This window comes from Stenotrophomonas sp. HMSC10F06 (assembly GCF_001807865.1).
In the GTDB taxonomy this organism is placed as follows: Bacteria; Pseudomonadota; Gammaproteobacteria; order Xanthomonadales; family Xanthomonadaceae; genus Stenotrophomonas; species Stenotrophomonas bentonitica_A.
Genome location: NZ_KV791285.1, coordinates 79,640 through 96,458 on the forward strand (window position 1 = coordinate 79,640; position 16,819 = coordinate 96,458).

Below are 16,819 nucleotides of genomic sequence, written 5' to 3' on the forward strand. Positions count from 1 at the left end.
ACCGCCGGGCGCGCTTCGCCTTGCCGCCGGACCGCCCCCATGTTGAAGACCATCATTTTCCAGCTGCACTGGCTGCTGGGCATTACCGCCGGCACCGTGTTGGCGGTGATGGGCCTGAGCGGGGCCACGCTGGCCTTTGAAGACGAGATCATGCGCGCGGCCAACCCGGCCCTGGCGCAGGTGGTGCAGCGGCACGCGGCGGGCGAGCAGCCATTGGCCCTGACAGAGCTGCTGCCACGGCTGCAGCAGGGCATGCCACAGCCGCTGCAGCGGCTGCGCGTGGACGCCACCGGGCAGCGCCTGTCGGTGGCGCGTTTCGAAGGCGGCCAGGCGAATTGGCGCTATTTCGATCCGTACACCGGCACCGTGCTCACCGAGCTGAAGGGGCTGGACTTCTTCGCCTTCGTCGAGGATCTGCATCGCCACCTGGTCAGCGGTGAGCGCGGCAGCCTGATCACCGGCAGCTGCGCGATCGCGCTGGTGTTCTTCTGCCTGTCCGGCCTGTACCTGCGCTGGCCGCGGCGCTGGTGGCACTGGCGCACCTGGCTGGCGGTGGAGTGGGCGCGCAGCGGGCGCAGTTTCCTGTGGAGCCTGCACTCGGTGGTCGGCACCTGGGTGCTGCTGGTCTACCTGATGATCGCGCTGACCGGGCTGTGGTGGTCGTTTGACTGGTACCGCAAGGGCGCAACCGCATTGCTGGGCGGCCCCGCGGCCGAGCAGACCGCGCCGCGCACCCGTGGCGGCCCACTGGACCTGCACAAGGTGCAGACCACGCTGTACGCCTTGGAAGGCGTGCGGCGCGGGTACATCGATCTTCGTTTCCCGGCCAAGCCAGGCCGTGCGCTCACCAGCCGCGTGCAGGGAAGCAACACCGCGCACGACCGCGCGCAGGACATCCTCCAGCTCGATCCGTCCACGGGTGCCCTGCTCTCCTACGAGCCTTACCGCAGCAAGACCGTTGGCGGCAAGATCATCGTCAGTGTGTTCGCGCTGCACTCGGGCAGCTTCTTCGGGCTGCCGGGGCGGATCATCGTGATGCTCTCCAGCCTGGGCATGCTGGTGTTCTTCATCACCGGCTGGATGCTCTACCTGGACCGCCGCCGCAAGAAACGCGACGTGCGCGCCTCGCGCCTGCCACTGGCGACCGCCATCGGCACCGGGCAGCCGTGGCTGGTGGCATTCGCCAGCCAGAGTGGCTTTGCCGAACAGCTGGCCTGGCGCACGGCTGCACAGCTGCAGGCGGCCGGCCTGCCGGTGCACGTCCGCCCGCTGGCGCAGGTGGATGCCGCAGTCCTGGCAGGCACGGACACCGCGTTGTTCGTCATCAGCACCTTCGGCGATGGCGAAGCACCGGACGCCGCGCGTGCCTTCGAGCGTCGGGTGCTGGCGCACGCCGCTGCGCTGCAGGGAATGAGGTATGCCGTGCTTGGGCTCGGTGATCGCGAGTACGCCCGCTTCTGTGGTTTCTCGCGCCAGGTGGACGGCTGGCTGGCGGCGCAGGGCGCGCAGCGGCTGTTCGCCAGCATCGAGGTGGATCGCACCGATGCGGTGCCACTGGCGCAGTGGCAGCAGCAGCTGGCCCTGCTGACCGGCGTTGAGGACCACACGCCGCTGCCGGCGCCGGTCGCGCTGCAGCCGTGGGCACTCGGTGCGCGAACCGTGCTCAATTCGGGCAGCGCCGCCGGGGCGATCTGGCAGGTGGCACTGCACCCGCCGGCCCACGCGCACTGGCAGGCCGGTGACATCCTGGAGATGGCGCCCCGCCACGCGCGTGCCCACGTGCTGGCGGCACTGGCCCGCAACGGCCTGGATCCGCAGGCACCGGTGACGGTCGATGGACGGATCACGACGCTGCTCGAAGCGGCTGCCGCGCGCGTGCTGCCGGAGGCTGTGGAGCCACGTGATCCCGCCGCCGCAGCCGATGCCGCGCGCTGGCTGGCGCGGCTGCCGGCGCTGCCCCATCGCGAGTACTCGATCGCCTCGGTACCGGCCGATGGGGCCGTGCAGCTGGTGATCCGCCTGACCGCGCTGCCCGACGGCCGCCATGGGCTGGGCTCTGGCTGGCTGTGCGTGCATGCCACCGAGGCGGAGAGCATCGCGGCCCGGGTACGTCGCAACACCGGCTTCCATCGCCATCCCGAGCATGCCCCGATGCTGCTGATCGGCAACGGCACCGGTATCGCCGGCCTGCGCAGCCTGCTGCGCGAAGCGGACGCACAGGGCGACCGCGGGCACTGGCTGGTGTTCGGCGAGCGCACCCGCGCGCACGATTTCCTCTATCGCGAGGAGATCGAGGCCTGGCAGGCGAAGGGCCATCTAAGCCGCGTGGACCTGGCGTTCTCGCGCGATGCCGAGGGTGGCGGCTATGTGCAGGATCGTCTGCGCGCCGCACCGGAGGCACTGCGCGCATGGGTGGATCTGGGTGGCAGCATCTATGTGTGCGGCTCGCTGCACGGCATGGCCGAAGGCGTCGATGCGGTGCTGCGCGAGGTACTGGGCAACGATCCGGTCGATGCCCTGCTCAACGACGGACGCTACCGTCGCGATGTGTACTGAGCAACGCCTGGCCGCTCAGGGGAACCAGCGGCGCAGATAGCGCGCCGTCGCCCCCTGCGTGGCCCGGCTGACCTGTGCCGGCGTGCCCTCGGCCACGATCCGCCCGCCCTCTTCGCCAGCCCCCGGCCCCACATCGATCACCCAGTCCGCATCGGCCACCACGCGCAGGTCGTGCTCGACGACCAACACCGTGTTGCCGGCATCCACCAGACCGTGCAGCTGCGCCATCAGCTTGTCCACGTCGGCCGGATGCAGACCCGTGGTCGGCTCGTCCAGCACGTACAGGCTGCTGCCGTGCTGGCTGCGCTGCAGCTCGGTGGCCAGCTTGATCCGCTGCGCTTCGCCGCCGGACAGCTCCGTGGCGGGCTGGCCCAGGCGCAGATAGCCCAGGCCGATATCCCGCAGCAGCTGCAGCGGCCGCTGCACCGGTGGCTCGTCGGCGAAGAACGCCAACGCCTCCTCCACCGTCATCGCCAGCACCTGCGCGATGTTGCGCCCGTTCCACTGCACCTCCAGCGTCTTGGCGTTGTAACGCTGCCCGTGGCAGGTAGGGCACGGCGCATAGACGCTGGGCATGAACAGCAGTTCGACGTGGACGAAACCCTCACCTTCGCAGGTCTCGCAGCGCCCGGCGGCGACGTTGAAGGAGAAGCGGCCGACGCTGTAGCGGCGCGCCTTGGCCGAGCGCGTGCCGGCGAACAGCCGGCGCACATGATCGAACAGGCCGGTATAGGTGGCCAGGTTGGAGCGCGGCGTGCGCCCGATCGGCTTCTGATCCACATTGACCAGCCGCTTGATCGCCTTGGCCCCGTTCAAGCGGCCACGCGTGCGTTCGATGCGGCTGGGCTGCGGCAACTCGCTGTCGGTTTCCTCGGTCAGCGGCTCCTGGCCCAGGTGTTCGCCCACCAGCTCCACCAGTGCCTGGCTGACCAGACTGGACTTTCCCGAGCCGGAGACGCCGGTGACTGCGGTGAACGCACCAAGCGGAAAGCGCGCCTCCACGCCATGCAGATTGTTGCGGTGGACGCCCTGCAGGCCCAGCCAGCCGGACGGCGCGCGCGGCGTGCGGCGCGTGCCGGTGGTGTCCTGGAACAGATACGGCGCAGTGACCGAGGCTTTGACCGTGCGCAGGCCGTCCGGCGGCCCGCTGTAGAGCACCTGGCCGCCATGCTGCCCTGCGCCGGGGCCGACATCCACCAGCCAGTCCGCGCGGCGCAGCATCTCCAGATCATGCTCGACCACGAACAAGGTATTGCCGCCGGCCTTGAGCTGGGCCAGCGCGTCGTACAGGGCCTCGCCATCGGCCGGATGCAGGCCGGCGGTGGGTTCATCCAGCACGTACACCACGCCGAACAGGCTGGAACGGATCTGCGTCGCCAGGCGCAGGCGCTGCAGTTCGCCCGGCGACAGCGTCGGGGTCGCGCGGTCCATCGACAGATAACCCAGGCCCAGCGACTGCAGCGTGCCGATCCGCTCGACCAGATCGTGCGCGATGCGCTGTGCCGCGATGCGTTTCTCTTCGGACAGATCCGGCGTGCGGCGTACGTCACTGCCGCCGGCATGCGCATTGCCACCGGCGGCGACGCGCTTGGCGGTCGCCTTGCGGCCTGCACTGCGGCTGCGCGTGGCGGTGGCGGTAGGTGCGTCGAAATGCCCTTCCGCTGCGGGACGCAGCGCCTGCGCCATCGCACTGAGCGGCAGCTGCGACAGGGTGCCGATATCCATGCCGGCGAACGTCACCGAGAGCGCCTCGCGCTTCAGCCGGCGGCCATCACAGACCGGGCACTGCGCGCCGATCATGTAGCGCGCCACGCGCTTTTTCATCATCGCACTCTGCGTGGTCGCAAAGGTGTGCAGCACATAGCGGCGCGCACCGCTGAAGGTGCCCATGTAACTGGGTTCTTCCTTGCGCCGCAGCGCGGCGCGGGTTTCGGCCGGGGTAAAGCCGGCGTAGACCGGCACCACCGGCTGTTCTTCGGTGAACAGGATCCAATCCCGCTGCTTCTTGGGCAGATCGCGCCAGGGAATGTCCACGTCGTAGCCGAGCGTGACCAGGATGTCGCGTTGGTTCTGCCCGTGCCACGCCGGCGGCCACGCGGCGATGGCGCGCTCGCGGATGCTCAGCGACGGATCGGGCACCATCGATTGCTCGGTCACCTCATACACGTAGCCCAGGCCGTGGCAGTTCGGGCAGGCGCCCTGCGGCGTGTTCGGCGAGAAGTCTTCGGCGTACAGCATGGGTTGCCTGGCCGGATAGGTACCGGCGCGCGAGTACAGCATCCGCAGCAGACTCGACAACGTGGTCACGCTGCCGACGCTGGAGCGCACGCTGGCGGTGCCGCGCTGCTGCTGCAGGGCCACGGCCGGTGGCAGCCCTTCGATCGCATCCACATCCGGCACGCCGACCTGGTCGATCAGCCGGCGCGCATACGGCGACAGTGATTCCAGGTAGCGGCGCTGTGCCTCGGCGTAGAGCGTGCCGAACGCCAGCGACGACTTGCCCGAGCCGGAGATGCCGGAGAACACCACCAGCGCATCGCGCGGGATCTCGACATCCACATTCTTCAGGTTGTGTTCGCGTGCACCCCGGACGCGCACGAAGGCATCCGGGGCAGTGGGAGGCGACGGCCGGCGCGTGGATTTCTTCATACGTGGACAATAGCGAACCACAGCGCCGGCTCACCGCCGGTGAAGAACGGTGAGCGCGGCCTTGACGCAGCCTCAGGCCGTCGCCCGCACACGCGCCGGCGGCGGTGGCGTCACGACGAAGGCATCCACCGCTTCGCCCAGCAGCGAGGCCTGGCGGTCCAGGGCGCGCGCCGAGGCCGAAGCCTCTTCCACCAGCGCCGCATTCTGCTGCGTGCTGCCATCCATCTGCAGCAACGTCTGGCTCACCTGCTCGATGCCCGCGGTCTGCTGCTGCGACGCGGCTGAAATGCTGGCCATGATCGATGTCACCCGCTGCACGCTGCCGACGATCTCACCCATGGTCGCACCCGCGTCATCGACCTGGCGCGTGCCGGCATCGACCTTCTCTACCGAGGCGTCGATCAGCTGCTTGATCTGGCGCGCAGCGTCGGCACTGCGCTGTGCCAACAGGCGTACTTCGCTGGCCACCACCGCGAAGCTGCGCCCCTGCTCGCCGGCCCGCGCCGCTTCCACGGCGGCGTTCAGGGCCAGGATGTTGGTCTGGAACGCGATCCCGTCGATCACCCCGGTGATCTCCCCGATCCGCCGCGAGGACAGGGCGATATCGGCCATGGTGGTGACCACCTGCGCCACCGATTCGCCACCGCGGGCCGCAACTTCGGCCGCGCGTATCGCCAGCTGGTTGGCCTGCTGCGCTGAATCCGCGTTCTGCCGCACGGTGGCCGAGAGCTCCTCCATCGAGGAGGCGGTCTCTTCCAGATGCGCCGCCTGGCGCTCGGTGCGGCCGGAGAGGTCGTGGTTGCCGGCGACGATCTCACCGGCGGCATGGTTGATCGCCAGCGAGGCCTGCTGGATGCGCGCGACGATGTCGGTCAGCTGCATCACCGTGGCATTGGCATCGTCGCGCAGGCGGGCGAACACGCCGTGGAAGTCACCGTGCATGCGGACGCGCAGATCGCCCTGCGACAGCGCCGAGAGCAGCCCCTGCAGCCCGGACAGATTGCTCTGGAAGGTATCGAGCAGGTGGTTGATGCTCAGGGCCAGGGTTTTGACGAAGCCCTGCTTGTCGTCCACCGAGATGCGCCCGTGCAGTTCCCCCCGTGCGGCGGCGTCCACCAGTGCGGCGACTTCGTTTTCCACCGTGGTTTCCAGCGCGCGGCTGCGCCACTCCACCGCTGCGCCCAGCAGCTGGCCGTGGTCCACGATCGGGGTGATCACCAGCTGGTAGCGGATGCCCGCGTGCTCGATCTCGCGGCTGGCGCGCTGGCCGGCCTGCAGCGTCGGCACCAGGGTGGCGAAGGCCGGATGCAGGGCGGCAGCCGGTTGGCCGCTCCAGTCCGCGTGCGTGAGCTGCAGTTCGGCCAGCAGCGCCTGGTTGAGGAAACCGATCTGCCCCTCGCCGTCGAGCACCATCACCCCGGTCTGTGCGCAGTCCAGCGCCTGGCGGGCACGGGTGTTGTCGCGCGCGACCGCACGCTCGGCGTCGATCCGCTCACGCAGGCGGTGCTGCATGTGGCGCAGGCGCGCGGCCAGCTGGCCGATCTCGTCGTATGGATTGTGGATGGTCAGCACCGTGTCGAGCCGATCCTCGGCGATGTCCTCGGCAAAGCGCAACGTATCGGTGATCGGGTGGCGCACCGCGCGCAGCACCAGCAGCAGCGTGGCGATCAGCACCACCGCCACCAGCAGCAGGGTCAGCGCGAACACGACCCCCATGGTGCTGGCCCGCGCGGCCTGTCGCTCGCGTGCCGCCGCCAAGGCCAGCGTCTGCGCCTGTTGCAGCGCCTGCAGCCCCGGGCCGATCTGGGCCGCGGTCTCGGCCAGTGACTGCGCTTCCACGTCCAGCCCGATGCGGGCAGCGGTGTAGGCCAACAGCGCGCCCTGGTAGTCGTCCATCTGCGTGCGCAGCGCGTCCTGCGTGTCTGCGCCCAGCCGCGCCTGCGCCAGCGCCAGATCGAACGGCAGCTTCTGTTCGCTGGCACGATCGGTGTGCGCCGAATCACCGGTGAGCAGCAGCAGGCTTTCCTCGCGCCGCATCTTCTGCAGCAGGGCCATCAGCACCGGGCTCGCGCTGGCCTCGACGCTGGCCTCCAGCGTGGCGGCCGCGGCCTCCAGCTGCGCACGCAGGCCGGCATCACCGCGCCCCATCTCATCCACCCGGGCATTCAATGCGGTGATGCCCTCGGCGAAGTCACCCGCACGCACCGCCAGCTCGCGCAGTGCCCCGGCACTGCCGGCATCGTGCGGATCGCGCTGCAGGTGCGCCAACGTTGTCTGCAGGCGCTGCTGCGCGGCCTGCAGGGCCTCCCGGTCAGCATCTTCGAAGGTGCTGGCATACCGCGTCTGCAGCCGCCGTGCATCGGCGATCTCGGTCGCCAGCGTGGCGGCCCGTGCCGCCTCCTGCTGATGCGCCGCGAACGCCTCGGCGGCGCGCTCGTTATCATGGCGCGTCCAGCCGTACACGACGGCCACCGCGAACAGGCCCAGGCCGCAGATCAGCAGGCTGGCCCTGAGTTTTTGTGCCACGCTGAGACGACCGAGCCCGGCCAGCCGGGACGGCGGGGCCAGACGGAAGCGGAACCGGTCGCCCAGGCGGGCGACGAACAACGACAGGCGGCGGGGGACGGCCGACATCACGTACTCCAGGCGGAAGGACGCATCGATATCGGCGGGTTTTGGATGAACTTTAGGGCCCATCTCAACCAGCGGCCATGGCGTCGCCAGCGGCTCCCGTTGTAAGCGAGCCAGACGACGAAGTGATGACGGTCCGGCGACGAGCGCCCTGCGGCTCGGGGTATCCCTCGCAGGGACAGCGCCTTCACGGCGATTGCGCTGAACTAGCGCTGGGGTCGCGGCCGGGGCCGCTGCAGGCGCCGGTGCGCGCCACCACACCTCGGGCCGATCACGACGCACCAACGCCATACCGCACGGAGAGAGACCGCCATGAATGCCGCCTTCAAGATCTTTCTGCTCGCCGGTGCACTGCTGTACGGCCTGCCGGGGCTGGTGTGGTGGGTGAACCATCGGCGGGCCAAGCGCGCACGGCTGGCCCAGGGCGCGATCAGCGTCGAGGTCCGCGCGCCATGAGCGGAAGCGAAAGCACCCGGGCGCCCCTCACTGAAGAACAGCGGCAGATCCTTCGCGATATCAACGCTACGCGTCCGGTCAGCGATGAGGCGGCCAACTGGGCCGTCAAGGCCGGCTACGCCGCGCAGGCCGAAGATGGTGACATCGACCTCACCCAGGCCGGTCGCCAGCGGGTGGACTCCAGCACGCTGTAGGGGGCCACTGCCCTCGCCCGTCATTCCGTGCGCCGGAGGTCATCCGTCCGAATGACACTTGAAGGGCGTCCCGGCCCGTGCGAAAAGTGACGCCCGCTCTGGTCCGATTGAAGCAGGCACTGCCGATGAAACGCTTCCCCGCTGTTGTCGCCGCCGTGCTCCTAGCCGCCGGCATGCTCGCGCCCCTGGCGGCATCCGCTGGCGAGGAGGCCGAAGATGCCGCTGCCCTCACGCGCACCATCACCGGATTGGATGACCAGGTCTTCGACGCTTACAACCGCTGCGACCTGGAGACCTTTACCCGCTACTTTTCGCCTACCGTCGAGTTCTATCACGACAGCGGCGGGGCCACGTTCGATCGCGACACGGTGGTCTCCAACACGCGCAAGTACATTTGCCACAAGGTCCGCCGCGAACGGGTTCCCGGGACGCTCAAGGTCTACCCGATCAAGAACTTCGGCGCGATCGAGGAAGGCGAGCACCGCTTCTGCGAGGTGGCCACCGGCAAGTGCGAAGGCAGCGCGAAGTTCGTGATGGTCTGGCAGCACAAGGACGGGCAATGGCAGATGACCCGGGTGCTGAGCTACGGCCATCGCGCGTTGACCGTGGCTGAAAAGGCGGCGCTGGAGACGACAGGACAAAAGTGAGGCCTGGCAGGGTCGGTCCGCACTGTCACCGTGCGCCTGAGGGATTGCCGGTACCACACCGCACTGACCGCTGATCCTGTCAGGCCGCCACGGCATCGATCCGCTGGAGGGGAGCCGTACCCTACCCGATCCGGCAGGCACGTCCCGCTCAGCGCCGACGTGAGGTCGCGCGCGGCTGCAACGCGTCCAGGGCGCCAGCATTGCGGCGCGCCCAGTCGTAGATCAGTTCGATCGGTTCGACCAGTTGCCGCCCCAGCGGGGTCAATGTGTACTCCACCGAGGGCGGCACGGTGGGGTACTCGGTGCGCAGCACGATCCCCGCATGCTCCATGTCACGCAGTGTCTGGATCAGCATCTTCCTGGAGACGGCCGGCAGGCTGCGGTGCAGCGCGTTGCTGCGGGCGGTACCGTCATGCCGCACGGCCAGGGTGTGCAGCACCATCGAGGTCCACTTGGTGCTGAACAGCTCCAGCACCCGCCGGGGGGCGCAATCCTCTCGCCAGTGCTCTTCGGGAGTACCCGTTTTCATGTGTGGTTACCGTTTGGTGCCTTCTTTCGAGGCGTACCTCGATATCCTAAGGTGTGCGCCTGTAAAGCAATGAAAGAGGCGACATCGTGAGGCAGAAAGCGTTGGTGGTCGGTGCAACCGGCATCGTGGGCAGTGCACTGATACAACGGCTGCTTCAGGAGGGCTGGGAAGTTCACGGCCTGGCCCGTCGGCCCGATTCGCTGCCCGCCGGCGCCCACGGCGTCTGCGCCGACCTGCACGATGCGCAGGCCACGCGCGCCGCGCTGTCCGGACTGGCACCCACGCACGTGTTCATCACCACCTGGTCCCGGCAGGCCAACGAGGCCGAGAACATCCGGGTGAACGGCGCGATGGTGCGTCACCTGCTGCAGGCCCTGGCGCCGGCTGGCACGGTGCAGCACGTAGCGCTGGTGACGGGCCTGAAACACTACCTCGGCCCGTTCGAGGCGTACGCGCAGGGCAACCTGCCGCAGACGCCCTTCCGTGAAGAACAACCGCGCCTGCCCGTGGACAACTTCTACTACGCACAGGAAGACGAGGTGTTTGCCGCCGCCGCCCGCGATGGCTTCCACTGGAGCGTGCACCGTCCGCACACGGTGATCGGCGCGGCGGTGGGCAATGCCATGAACATGGGCACGACCCTGGCCGTGCACGCGAGCCTGTGCAGGCACACCGGGCGCCCGTTCCAGTTCCCCGGTTCGCTCGCCCAATGGGAGGGGCTGACCGACATGACCGATGCCGGGCTGCTGGCGCGTCATCTGCTGTGGGCCACGCAGACACCGGCCGCCGCCAACCAGGCCTTCAACGTGGTCAACGGCGACGTGTTCCGGTGGCGCTGGATGTGGGGCCGGATCGCGGCGTGGTTCGATATCGAGGCCGTACCCTTCAGTGGCCACGTGCGGCCGCTGGCGGCGCAGATGGCCGACGATGCCGCGCCCTGGTCCGCACTGGCCGCCACGCACGGTCTGGCAGAGCCGGATATCCATCGGCTGATCTCGCCCTGGCACACCGATGCCGATCTCGGGCGCCCGCTGGAGGTGATCACGGACATGTCCAAAAGCCGCCGGATGGGCTTCCTGGACTACCAGCCCAGCGACGATGCGTTCTTCGACCTGTTCGCCCGCCTGCGGGCGGCGCGCCTGATCCCCTGATCGAGCCGGAGCCACGGGCGACCGACGGGATCCAGCCCGGGCAGCGGGGGCGAACGGGGGGTGTTCCAAAGCGGCGCCCGGCAGCGATACCCTATCGTTGCCGCCCCGTGTCGCCTGCAGTACGGGCCACCGGGTTCCGGAGCCGCCCCCCGCCGATCGCAGGTACCGCTTGAGTTCTTCACCTTCCCCCGGCTCCCACCGCGAGCGGGATTCCGAGCGCGTCAAGATGGCGCTGGCCGCCGGCGCGATCATCGGCACCTGGTTCTGGGACGTGGCCCGGGACAACCTCACGGTGGATGATGCCCTCGCCCTGGCCCATGGCCTGGACCCTGCCCTGGCGCGCACGGAACTGCGGCTGGAACAGGTGGTCGCCGCCGTTCATCCCGACGACCGCGCCGGCCTGGCCGATGCGATCGCCGAGGCGGTCCGCCGGGGCGGTCGCTATGCGCACCAGTACCGTACCCGCGGCCCGGACGGCGCGTACCGCTGGATCGAAGCGATCGGCCGGGTGGATCTCGATGCGCAGGGAGAGGCCATCGGCTTCCCCGGCGTGCTCATCGATATCGACGAACGCCGCCGAATCGAAGCCGAGCGGGACCAGGCACAGACCCTGCTGCGCTCCTTCGTCGAGGCAGCGCCCGGCGTGGTGTATGCCAAGGACCGCCAGGGCCGAATCCTGATCGGCAACCGCGGCACCACCGACCTCATCGGCCTGCCGCCGGAGGTGTACGTGGGCCGCACCGATGCCGAACTGCTGAACGACCCAGCCCAGGCCGCCACGGTCATGGCCACCGACGAGCGGGTCATGGCCAGCGGGCAGACCGAGCAGCTCGAAGAGGAAGTGAGCTTCCCCGATGGCCGGCGCGCCTACTGGCTGTCGACCAAGTCACCGTTGCGTGACGCCGACGGCACCGTGGTCGGCCTGGTCGGCACCTCGCTGGACATCACCGACCGCAAGGCCGCCGAGGCGCGCCACCTGGAAGTGGAGGAGCGCTATCGGCTGGCCGCCCAGGCCACCAACGATGCGATCTGGGACTGGCGGATCTCCGATGGCTATGTGATCTGGAACGAGGCGCTCACCACCCTGTTCGGTCATCCCCTGGCCGAGACCACGGCGCAGTGGTGGCTGGACCACATCCATCCCGATGACCGTGCGCGCGTCGATGCCGACATCCATGCGGTGATCGAAGGCGGCGGGACGAGCTGGAACAGCGAATACCGGTTCCGGCGCGCCGATGGCAGCTTTGCGCCGGTGCTCGACCGCGGCACCGTATTGCGTGGCGGCGTGGCTGAGCCGCTGCGGATGATCGGCGCGATGCTCGACCTGACCGTCCGCAATACCGCCGAAGCTGCGCTGGCCAAGAGCGAGGAACGCCTGCGCTTTGCCACCGAGGCCGGTGACATGGGCTTCTGGGATGTCGACCTGGTCCGCGATGAACTGATCTGGCCGGCACGGACCAAGGCGATGTTCGGCATCTCGCCCGGGGTGGCAGTGACGTTGCGCGACTTCTACGACGGCATCCATCCCGATGACAGCGAGGCAACGTTCGCGGCCTTCGCCGCCGCCGCCGACCCGGCCCGGCGCGCGCTCTACGACGTGGAGTACCGCACCGTCGGCAAGGAAGACGGTGTCGTGCGCTGGGTGGCGGCAAAGGGGCGTGGCCATTTCGAAGGCGACCGCTGCGTGCGGGTGGTCGGCGTGGCGATCGAGATCACGGCGCGCAAGCTCGCCGACGCACGCCTGCAGGAATTGAACGAACACCTCGAGAGCCGCGTGCTCGAAGAGGTCGCCGAGCGCACGCGCGTGGAAGATGCCCTGCGCCAAAGCCAGAAGATGGAGGCGGTGGGCCAGTTGACCGGCGGCATCGCGCACGACTTCAACAACATGCTCGCCACCGTGATCGGCCCGCTGGACCTGCTTGCGATGCGCATGGGCGACAGCGATCCGCGCGCCAAGCGCTACATCGACATGGCCATCGACGGCGCGACCCGGGCCGCGCAGCTGACCCAGCGCCTGCTGGCGTTTTCCCGGCAACAGCCCCTGCAGCCGGTGCCCTTGGACGTGAACCGGTTGATCGCCGGGATGTCGGACCTGCTGGTGCATTCGCTGGGCAGCAACATCCGCCTGGAGACCGTGCTGGCCGCGCAGGTGTGGTGCACCTTCGCCGATGCCAATCAGCTGGAGAACGTGATCCTCAACCTGGCCGTCAACGCGCGCGACGCGCTGCCGGGCGGCGGGCGGCTGGTGGTGGAAACGGCCAACTGCCGGATCGCCTCTGCCGCAGACGCCATGCGTGCCGACGTGCCCACCGGTGAGTACGTGCTGATCACGGTGGCCGACAACGGGGGCGGCATGCCACCGGAGGTGATCGCCAAGGCCTTCGATCCGTTCTTCACCACCAAGAAGGTCGGCCAGGGCACCGGGCTGGGCCTGTCACAGGTGTACGGCTTCGTCCGCCAATCGGCCGGGCACGTGAAGATCCATTCCTCGCTCGGCAAGGGAACGACGGTGGCGCTGTATCTCCCGCGCCGGGAGGGGGAGATCGACCCGGGTCCTTCGACAGCACCCGCGGACAGTCGCCCGCTGAGCGGTGGCCGCGAGCTGGTCCTGGTCGTGGAAGACGAACCGGGCGTGCGACAGTTTTCCATCGAGGCGCTGAGCGAACTGGGCTACCCGGTCCTTGCCGCCGACGGTGCGGCCGGCGCGCTGGCGCTGCTCGAGCAGCATCCGGACATCGCGCTGCTGTTCACCGATGTGGTGATGCCGGAGGTCAACGGCCGGCAACTGGCCGACGAAGCCCTCAAACGGCGGCCCGACCTGAAAGTGCTGTTCACCACCGGCTACAGCCGCAATGCGCTGGAACACGATGGGGTGCTGGACCCCGCAGTCCACGTGATCGGCAAGCCCTTCACGCTGGAAGATCTGGCGCTGCGGGTGCGCGCGGTGCTGGCGGAGGTGCGGTGATCCCGACGCCGGCATGCCGTGCTGGGACAGGGATCGCACGCGAATTTCAAACAAACGATTGAAACACGCGTAACTTCGCCGAACTGGACACGATCCACCAGTTCCGCCAGACTCCGCCCTTTCCTGTTGTTCGGCACCCATGGCGAAACTGCTGGTCCTGCATGGCCCCAACCTCAACCTGCTCGGCACGCGCGAGCCGGGGGTCTATGGGCACACCACGCTGGCGCAGATCGACCAGGCCCTGCTGGCCCAGGCGCAGGCCGCCGGCCATGCCCTGGAGAACCTGCAGTCCAACGCCGAGCACGTACTGGTGGATCGGGTGCAGGCCGCCCGTGAAGACGGCACCGCCTTCATCCTGATCAACCCGGCAGCGTTCACCCACACCTCGGTGGCCCTGCGCGATGCGCTGGCCGCGGTGGACGTGCCGTTCATCGAGATCCACCTGTCCAACCCGCATGCGCGCGAGCCCTTCCGCCAGCACAGCTATTTCAGCGACAAGGCGGTCGGGGTGATCTGTGGGTTCGGGGCGGACAGCTATCGCTATGCGATGGATGCAGCGCTGACCCGGCTGGCGGCCACCTCCGCGTGATGACGCTGCCGCGTGTCCTCGCCAGCGTCGCGCTGTGGGGCTGCCTGTTTGGCGCCGCCATCGCCGCTGATCGCAGCGCGGAAGGCATCGACTGCGCGCAGCCGAGCGGCACCATGGAATCAGACCTGTGCGCCTCGGATGTGGCCAGCGAGGCCGATACCGAATTGAACACGGTGTATGCCCAGGCGCGCCAGCAGTTGCGCAGCCAGGCTGCCGAAGGCGCCTGCACGCACTGCGCCGATGCCGAGAAGCAGCTGGTCCTGGCCCAGCGCGCGTGGATGCAGCTGCGCGACCACGACTGCGACGCGGTCTACGCCTTCAACGCCGATGGCACCTCGCGCAATGGCGCGCAGATGCATTGCCTGACCACCCTCGCGCGCGACCGTACGCGGCAGCTGCGCGATTTCTACGAACTGCTTTGACCCGAGCGCACCGCGCTTTCCCCTCTCCACTGACATCAAGACCACAGAGGCCCCTATGGATCTCCGCAAAATCAAGAAGCTGATCGACCTGCTGGAAGAGTCGAACCTCGCCGAAATCGAAATCAAGGAAGGCGAAGAGTCCGTGCGCCTGTCGCGCGCGCCCGTCTCCGGCTACGGCATGGTCCAGGCCCAGCCGCAGATGATGATGGCCCCGGCACCGGCCCAGGCCGCTGCCCCGGCGATGCCGATGCAGTCGCCGACCGAAGCCTCCACCGGTGGCACCGCCAAGGCCGGCAACGCCCTGCCCGATGGCCACGTGCTGCGCGCGCCGATGGTCGGCACCTTCTATGCCTCGTCCTCGCCGGACAAGCCGGCCTTCGTGTCGGTCGGCCAGGCCGTCAAGGCCGGTGAAACGCTGGCGATCATCGAAGCGATGAAAATGTTCAACCCGATCGAAGCCGATGTTTCCGGCACCATCGTCGCCATCCTGAGCGAAAACGGCCAGCCGGTCGAATTCGACCAGCCGCTGTTCGTGATCGGCTAAGGATTAGTCCATGCTCGACAAAGTCGTTATTGCCAACCGAGGGGAGATCGCGCTGCGCATCCTGCGCGCGTGCCATACCCTGGGCATCCGCACGGTGGCTGTGCATTCCACGGTCGACCGCAACCTCAAGCACGTGGCCATGGCCGACGAGTCGGTCTGCATCGGTCCGGCACCGTCCTCGGAGAGCTACCTCAACATCCCGGCCCTGATCGCTGCGGCGGAAGTCACCGACGCGCAGGCCATCCACCCGGGGTACGGCTTCCTCTCGGAGAACGCCGACTTCGCCGAGCGCGTGGAAGAATCCGGTTTCATCTTCATCGGCCCCAAGGCCGACACCATCCGCCTGATGGGCGACAAGGTGGAAGCGATCCGCGCGATGAAGGCGGCCGGCGTGCCGTGCGTGCCCGGCTCGGGCGGCCCGCTGACCGACGACATCGTGGCCAACACCAAGATCGCCCGTGAGATCGGCTACCCGGTCATCATCAAGGCCTCCGGTGGCGGTGGCGGTCGTGGCATGCGCGTGGTGCATGCCGAGGCCTCGCTGAAGGCGGCGATCGAGACCACCAAGTCCGAAGCCAAGGCCGCTTTCAGCAACGATCAGGTCTACATGGAGAAGTTCCTGGAGAATCCGCGCCACGTGGAGATCCAGGTGCTTGCCGACGGCCAGGGCAACGCCATCCACCTCGGTGAACGCGACTGCTCCATGCAGCGCCGCCACCAGAAAGTGGTGGAAGAAGCGCCGGCACCGGGCATCACCGCCGAGCTGCGCGACGAGATCGGCAAGGTCTGCGTGGAAGCCTGCATCCGCATCGGCTACCGCGGCGCGGGTACCTTCGAGTTCCTGTTCGAAGACGGTCGCTTCTACTTCATCGAAATGAACACCCGCGTGCAGGTGGAACATCCGGTGACGGAGATGGTGACCGGCATCGACCTGGTCTGCGAGCAGCTGCGCATCGCCGCCGGCCAGAAGCTGAGCATCAAGCAGAGCGACGTGGTGCTGACCGGCCACGCGATCGAATGCCGCATCAACGCCGAAGATGCCGAAACCTTCGTGCCGAGCCCGGGCCAGATCACCGCGTTCCATCCGCCGGGTGGCCCCGGTGTGCGCGTGGATACCCACATCTACAGTGGTTACCGCGTGCCGCCGAACTACGACTCGATGATCGGCAAGCTGATCGTGCACGGCCCGGATCGCGAGACCGCGATCGCGCGCATGCGCGTGGCGCTGAGCGAACTGGTCGTGGACGGCATCAAGACCAACGTCGCGCTGCAGCAGCGCATCATGCGCGACAAGGGCTTCCAGGCCGGTGGACAGAACATCCACTACCTGGAAAAGCGCCTGGCCGAACGCAAGAACAAGTCGATCGCGTTGACCTGATCGCTTGCGCGGGACGCTGGACAGCAGAAAGGCGGGGATTTCCCCGCCTTTTTGTTTGCGCGAACCGAGCTGCCATGGCCCGCGATGCCGGTGGCGCCAACCCGGGGT

General features: G+C 68.4%; 13 protein-coding genes. 10 read left to right on the forward strand and 3 right to left on the reverse strand.

Features of this window, described 5'->3' with window-relative positions; genetic code table 11:
* The first annotated feature begins 39 nt into the window (after nt 1–39).
* The gene (locus HMPREF3113_RS10640; protein ID WP_070472183.1) at nt 40–2,556 is read left to right on the forward strand and encodes a PepSY domain-containing protein; all 2,517 of its coding nucleotides are present in this window, start codon (nt 40–42) and stop codon (nt 2,554–2,556) included.
* A gap of 15 nt (nt 2,557–2,571) precedes the next feature.
* Here HMPREF3113_RS10640 and HMPREF3113_RS10645 read toward each other — a convergent pair whose 3' ends face one another.
* Nucleotides 2,572–5,154 carry an excinuclease ABC subunit UvrA gene (locus HMPREF3113_RS10645; protein WP_254665280.1) on the reverse strand — a complete coding sequence of 861 codons (2,583 nt, stop codon included), beginning with the start codon at nt 5,152–5,154 and terminating at the stop codon, nt 2,572–2,574.
* Nucleotides 5,155–5,277: 123 nt separating this feature from the next.
* Nucleotides 5,278–7,839: a methyl-accepting chemotaxis protein gene (locus HMPREF3113_RS10650; protein WP_070472188.1), complete on the reverse strand. Its 2,562-nt coding sequence runs from the start codon at nt 7,837–7,839 to the stop codon at nt 5,278–5,280.
* A 309-nt stretch (nt 7,840–8,148) separates the two neighbouring features.
* Between HMPREF3113_RS10650 and HMPREF3113_RS18800 the strand changes: the two genes are divergently transcribed.
* The 3 genes from HMPREF3113_RS18800 to HMPREF3113_RS10660 all read left to right on the forward strand — a co-directional run bounded on the left by HMPREF3113_RS18800 (nt 8,149) and on the right by HMPREF3113_RS10660 (nt 9,133).
* Nucleotides 8,149–8,292 carry a hypothetical protein gene (locus tag HMPREF3113_RS18800; RefSeq protein WP_019183543.1) on the forward strand — a complete coding sequence of 48 codons (144 nt, stop codon included), beginning with the start codon at nt 8,149–8,151 and terminating at the stop codon, nt 8,290–8,292.
* The gene (locus HMPREF3113_RS10655; protein ID WP_070426068.1) at nt 8,289–8,486 is read left to right on the forward strand and encodes a hypothetical protein; all 198 of its coding nucleotides are present in this window, start codon (nt 8,289–8,291) and stop codon (nt 8,484–8,486) included. Before HMPREF3113_RS18800 ends, HMPREF3113_RS10655 begins: the two co-directional genes overlap by 4 nt.
* Before the next feature lie 125 nt (nt 8,487–8,611).
* Entirely contained in the window at nt 8,612–9,133 is a 522-nt protein-coding gene (locus HMPREF3113_RS10660) for a nuclear transport factor 2 family protein (RefSeq protein WP_102788600.1), read from the forward strand.
* A 148-nt stretch (nt 9,134–9,281) separates the two neighbouring features.
* Here HMPREF3113_RS10660 and HMPREF3113_RS10665 read toward each other — a convergent pair whose 3' ends face one another.
* On the reverse strand, nt 9,282–9,662 hold the full coding sequence (locus tag HMPREF3113_RS10665) for a winged helix-turn-helix transcriptional regulator (protein ID WP_070472191.1): 381 nt from the start codon (nt 9,660–9,662) through the stop codon (nt 9,282–9,284).
* A gap of 83 nt (nt 9,663–9,745) precedes the next feature.
* Between HMPREF3113_RS10665 and HMPREF3113_RS10670 the strand changes: the two genes are divergently transcribed.
* From HMPREF3113_RS10670 to accC, 6 genes are all read left to right on the forward strand, one after another.
* Entirely contained in the window at nt 9,746–10,813 is a 1,068-nt protein-coding gene (locus tag HMPREF3113_RS10670) for an SDR family oxidoreductase (protein WP_217628706.1), read from the forward strand.
* 169 nt (nt 10,814–10,982) lie between these two features.
* Nucleotides 10,983–13,778 carry a PAS domain-containing hybrid sensor histidine kinase/response regulator gene (locus tag HMPREF3113_RS10675; RefSeq protein WP_254665281.1) on the forward strand — a complete coding sequence of 932 codons (2,796 nt, stop codon included), beginning with the start codon at nt 10,983–10,985 and terminating at the stop codon, nt 13,776–13,778.
* Nucleotides 13,779–13,917: 139 nt separating this feature from the next.
* The gene (aroQ, locus tag HMPREF3113_RS10680) at nt 13,918–14,367 is read left to right on the forward strand and encodes a type II 3-dehydroquinate dehydratase (RefSeq protein WP_070472202.1); all 450 of its coding nucleotides are present in this window, start codon (nt 13,918–13,920) and stop codon (nt 14,365–14,367) included.
* A complete protein-coding gene (locus HMPREF3113_RS10685) occupies nt 14,367–14,789 on the forward strand; it encodes a lysozyme inhibitor LprI family protein (protein WP_070472205.1) in 423 nt (140 codons plus the stop codon). Before aroQ ends, HMPREF3113_RS10685 begins: the two co-directional genes overlap by 1 nt.
* Before the next feature lie 55 nt (nt 14,790–14,844).
* The gene (gene accB, locus HMPREF3113_RS10690; RefSeq protein WP_070472209.1) at nt 14,845–15,333 is read left to right on the forward strand and encodes an acetyl-CoA carboxylase biotin carboxyl carrier protein; all 489 of its coding nucleotides are present in this window, start codon (nt 14,845–14,847) and stop codon (nt 15,331–15,333) included.
* Nucleotides 15,334–15,343: 10 nt separating this feature from the next.
* A complete protein-coding gene (accC, locus tag HMPREF3113_RS10695) occupies nt 15,344–16,711 on the forward strand; it encodes an acetyl-CoA carboxylase biotin carboxylase subunit (protein ID WP_019183530.1) in 1,368 nt (455 codons plus the stop codon).
* The last annotated feature ends 108 nt before the right edge of the window (nt 16,712–16,819 follow it).

Coding starts and splice junctions, on each gene's coding strand:
- HMPREF3113_RS10640 (WP_070472183.1), top strand. CDS start 40: ATGTTGAAGACCATCATTTTCCAGCTGCACTGGCTGCTGGGCATTACC.
- accC (WP_019183530.1), top strand. CDS start 15,344: ATGCTCGACAAAGTCGTTATTGCCAACCGAGGGGAGATCGCGCTGCGC.
- HMPREF3113_RS10655 (WP_070426068.1), top strand. CDS start 8,289: ATGAGCGGAAGCGAAAGCACCCGGGCGCCCCTCACTGAAGAACAGCGG.
- HMPREF3113_RS10665 (WP_070472191.1), bottom strand. CDS start 9,662: ATGAAAACGGGTACTCCCGAAGAGCACTGGCGAGAGGATTGCGCCCCC.
- HMPREF3113_RS10650 (WP_070472188.1), bottom strand. CDS start 7,839: ATGTCGGCCGTCCCCCGCCGCCTGTCGTTGTTCGTCGCCCGCCTGGGC.
- aroQ (WP_070472202.1), top strand. CDS start 13,918: ATGGCGAAACTGCTGGTCCTGCATGGCCCCAACCTCAACCTGCTCGGC.
- HMPREF3113_RS10660 (WP_102788600.1), top strand. CDS start 8,612: ATGAAACGCTTCCCCGCTGTTGTCGCCGCCGTGCTCCTAGCCGCCGGC.
- accB (WP_070472209.1), top strand. CDS start 14,845: ATGGATCTCCGCAAAATCAAGAAGCTGATCGACCTGCTGGAAGAGTCG.
- HMPREF3113_RS10685 (WP_070472205.1), top strand. CDS start 14,367: ATGACGCTGCCGCGTGTCCTCGCCAGCGTCGCGCTGTGGGGCTGCCTG.
- HMPREF3113_RS18800 (WP_019183543.1), top strand. CDS start 8,149: ATGAATGCCGCCTTCAAGATCTTTCTGCTCGCCGGTGCACTGCTGTAC.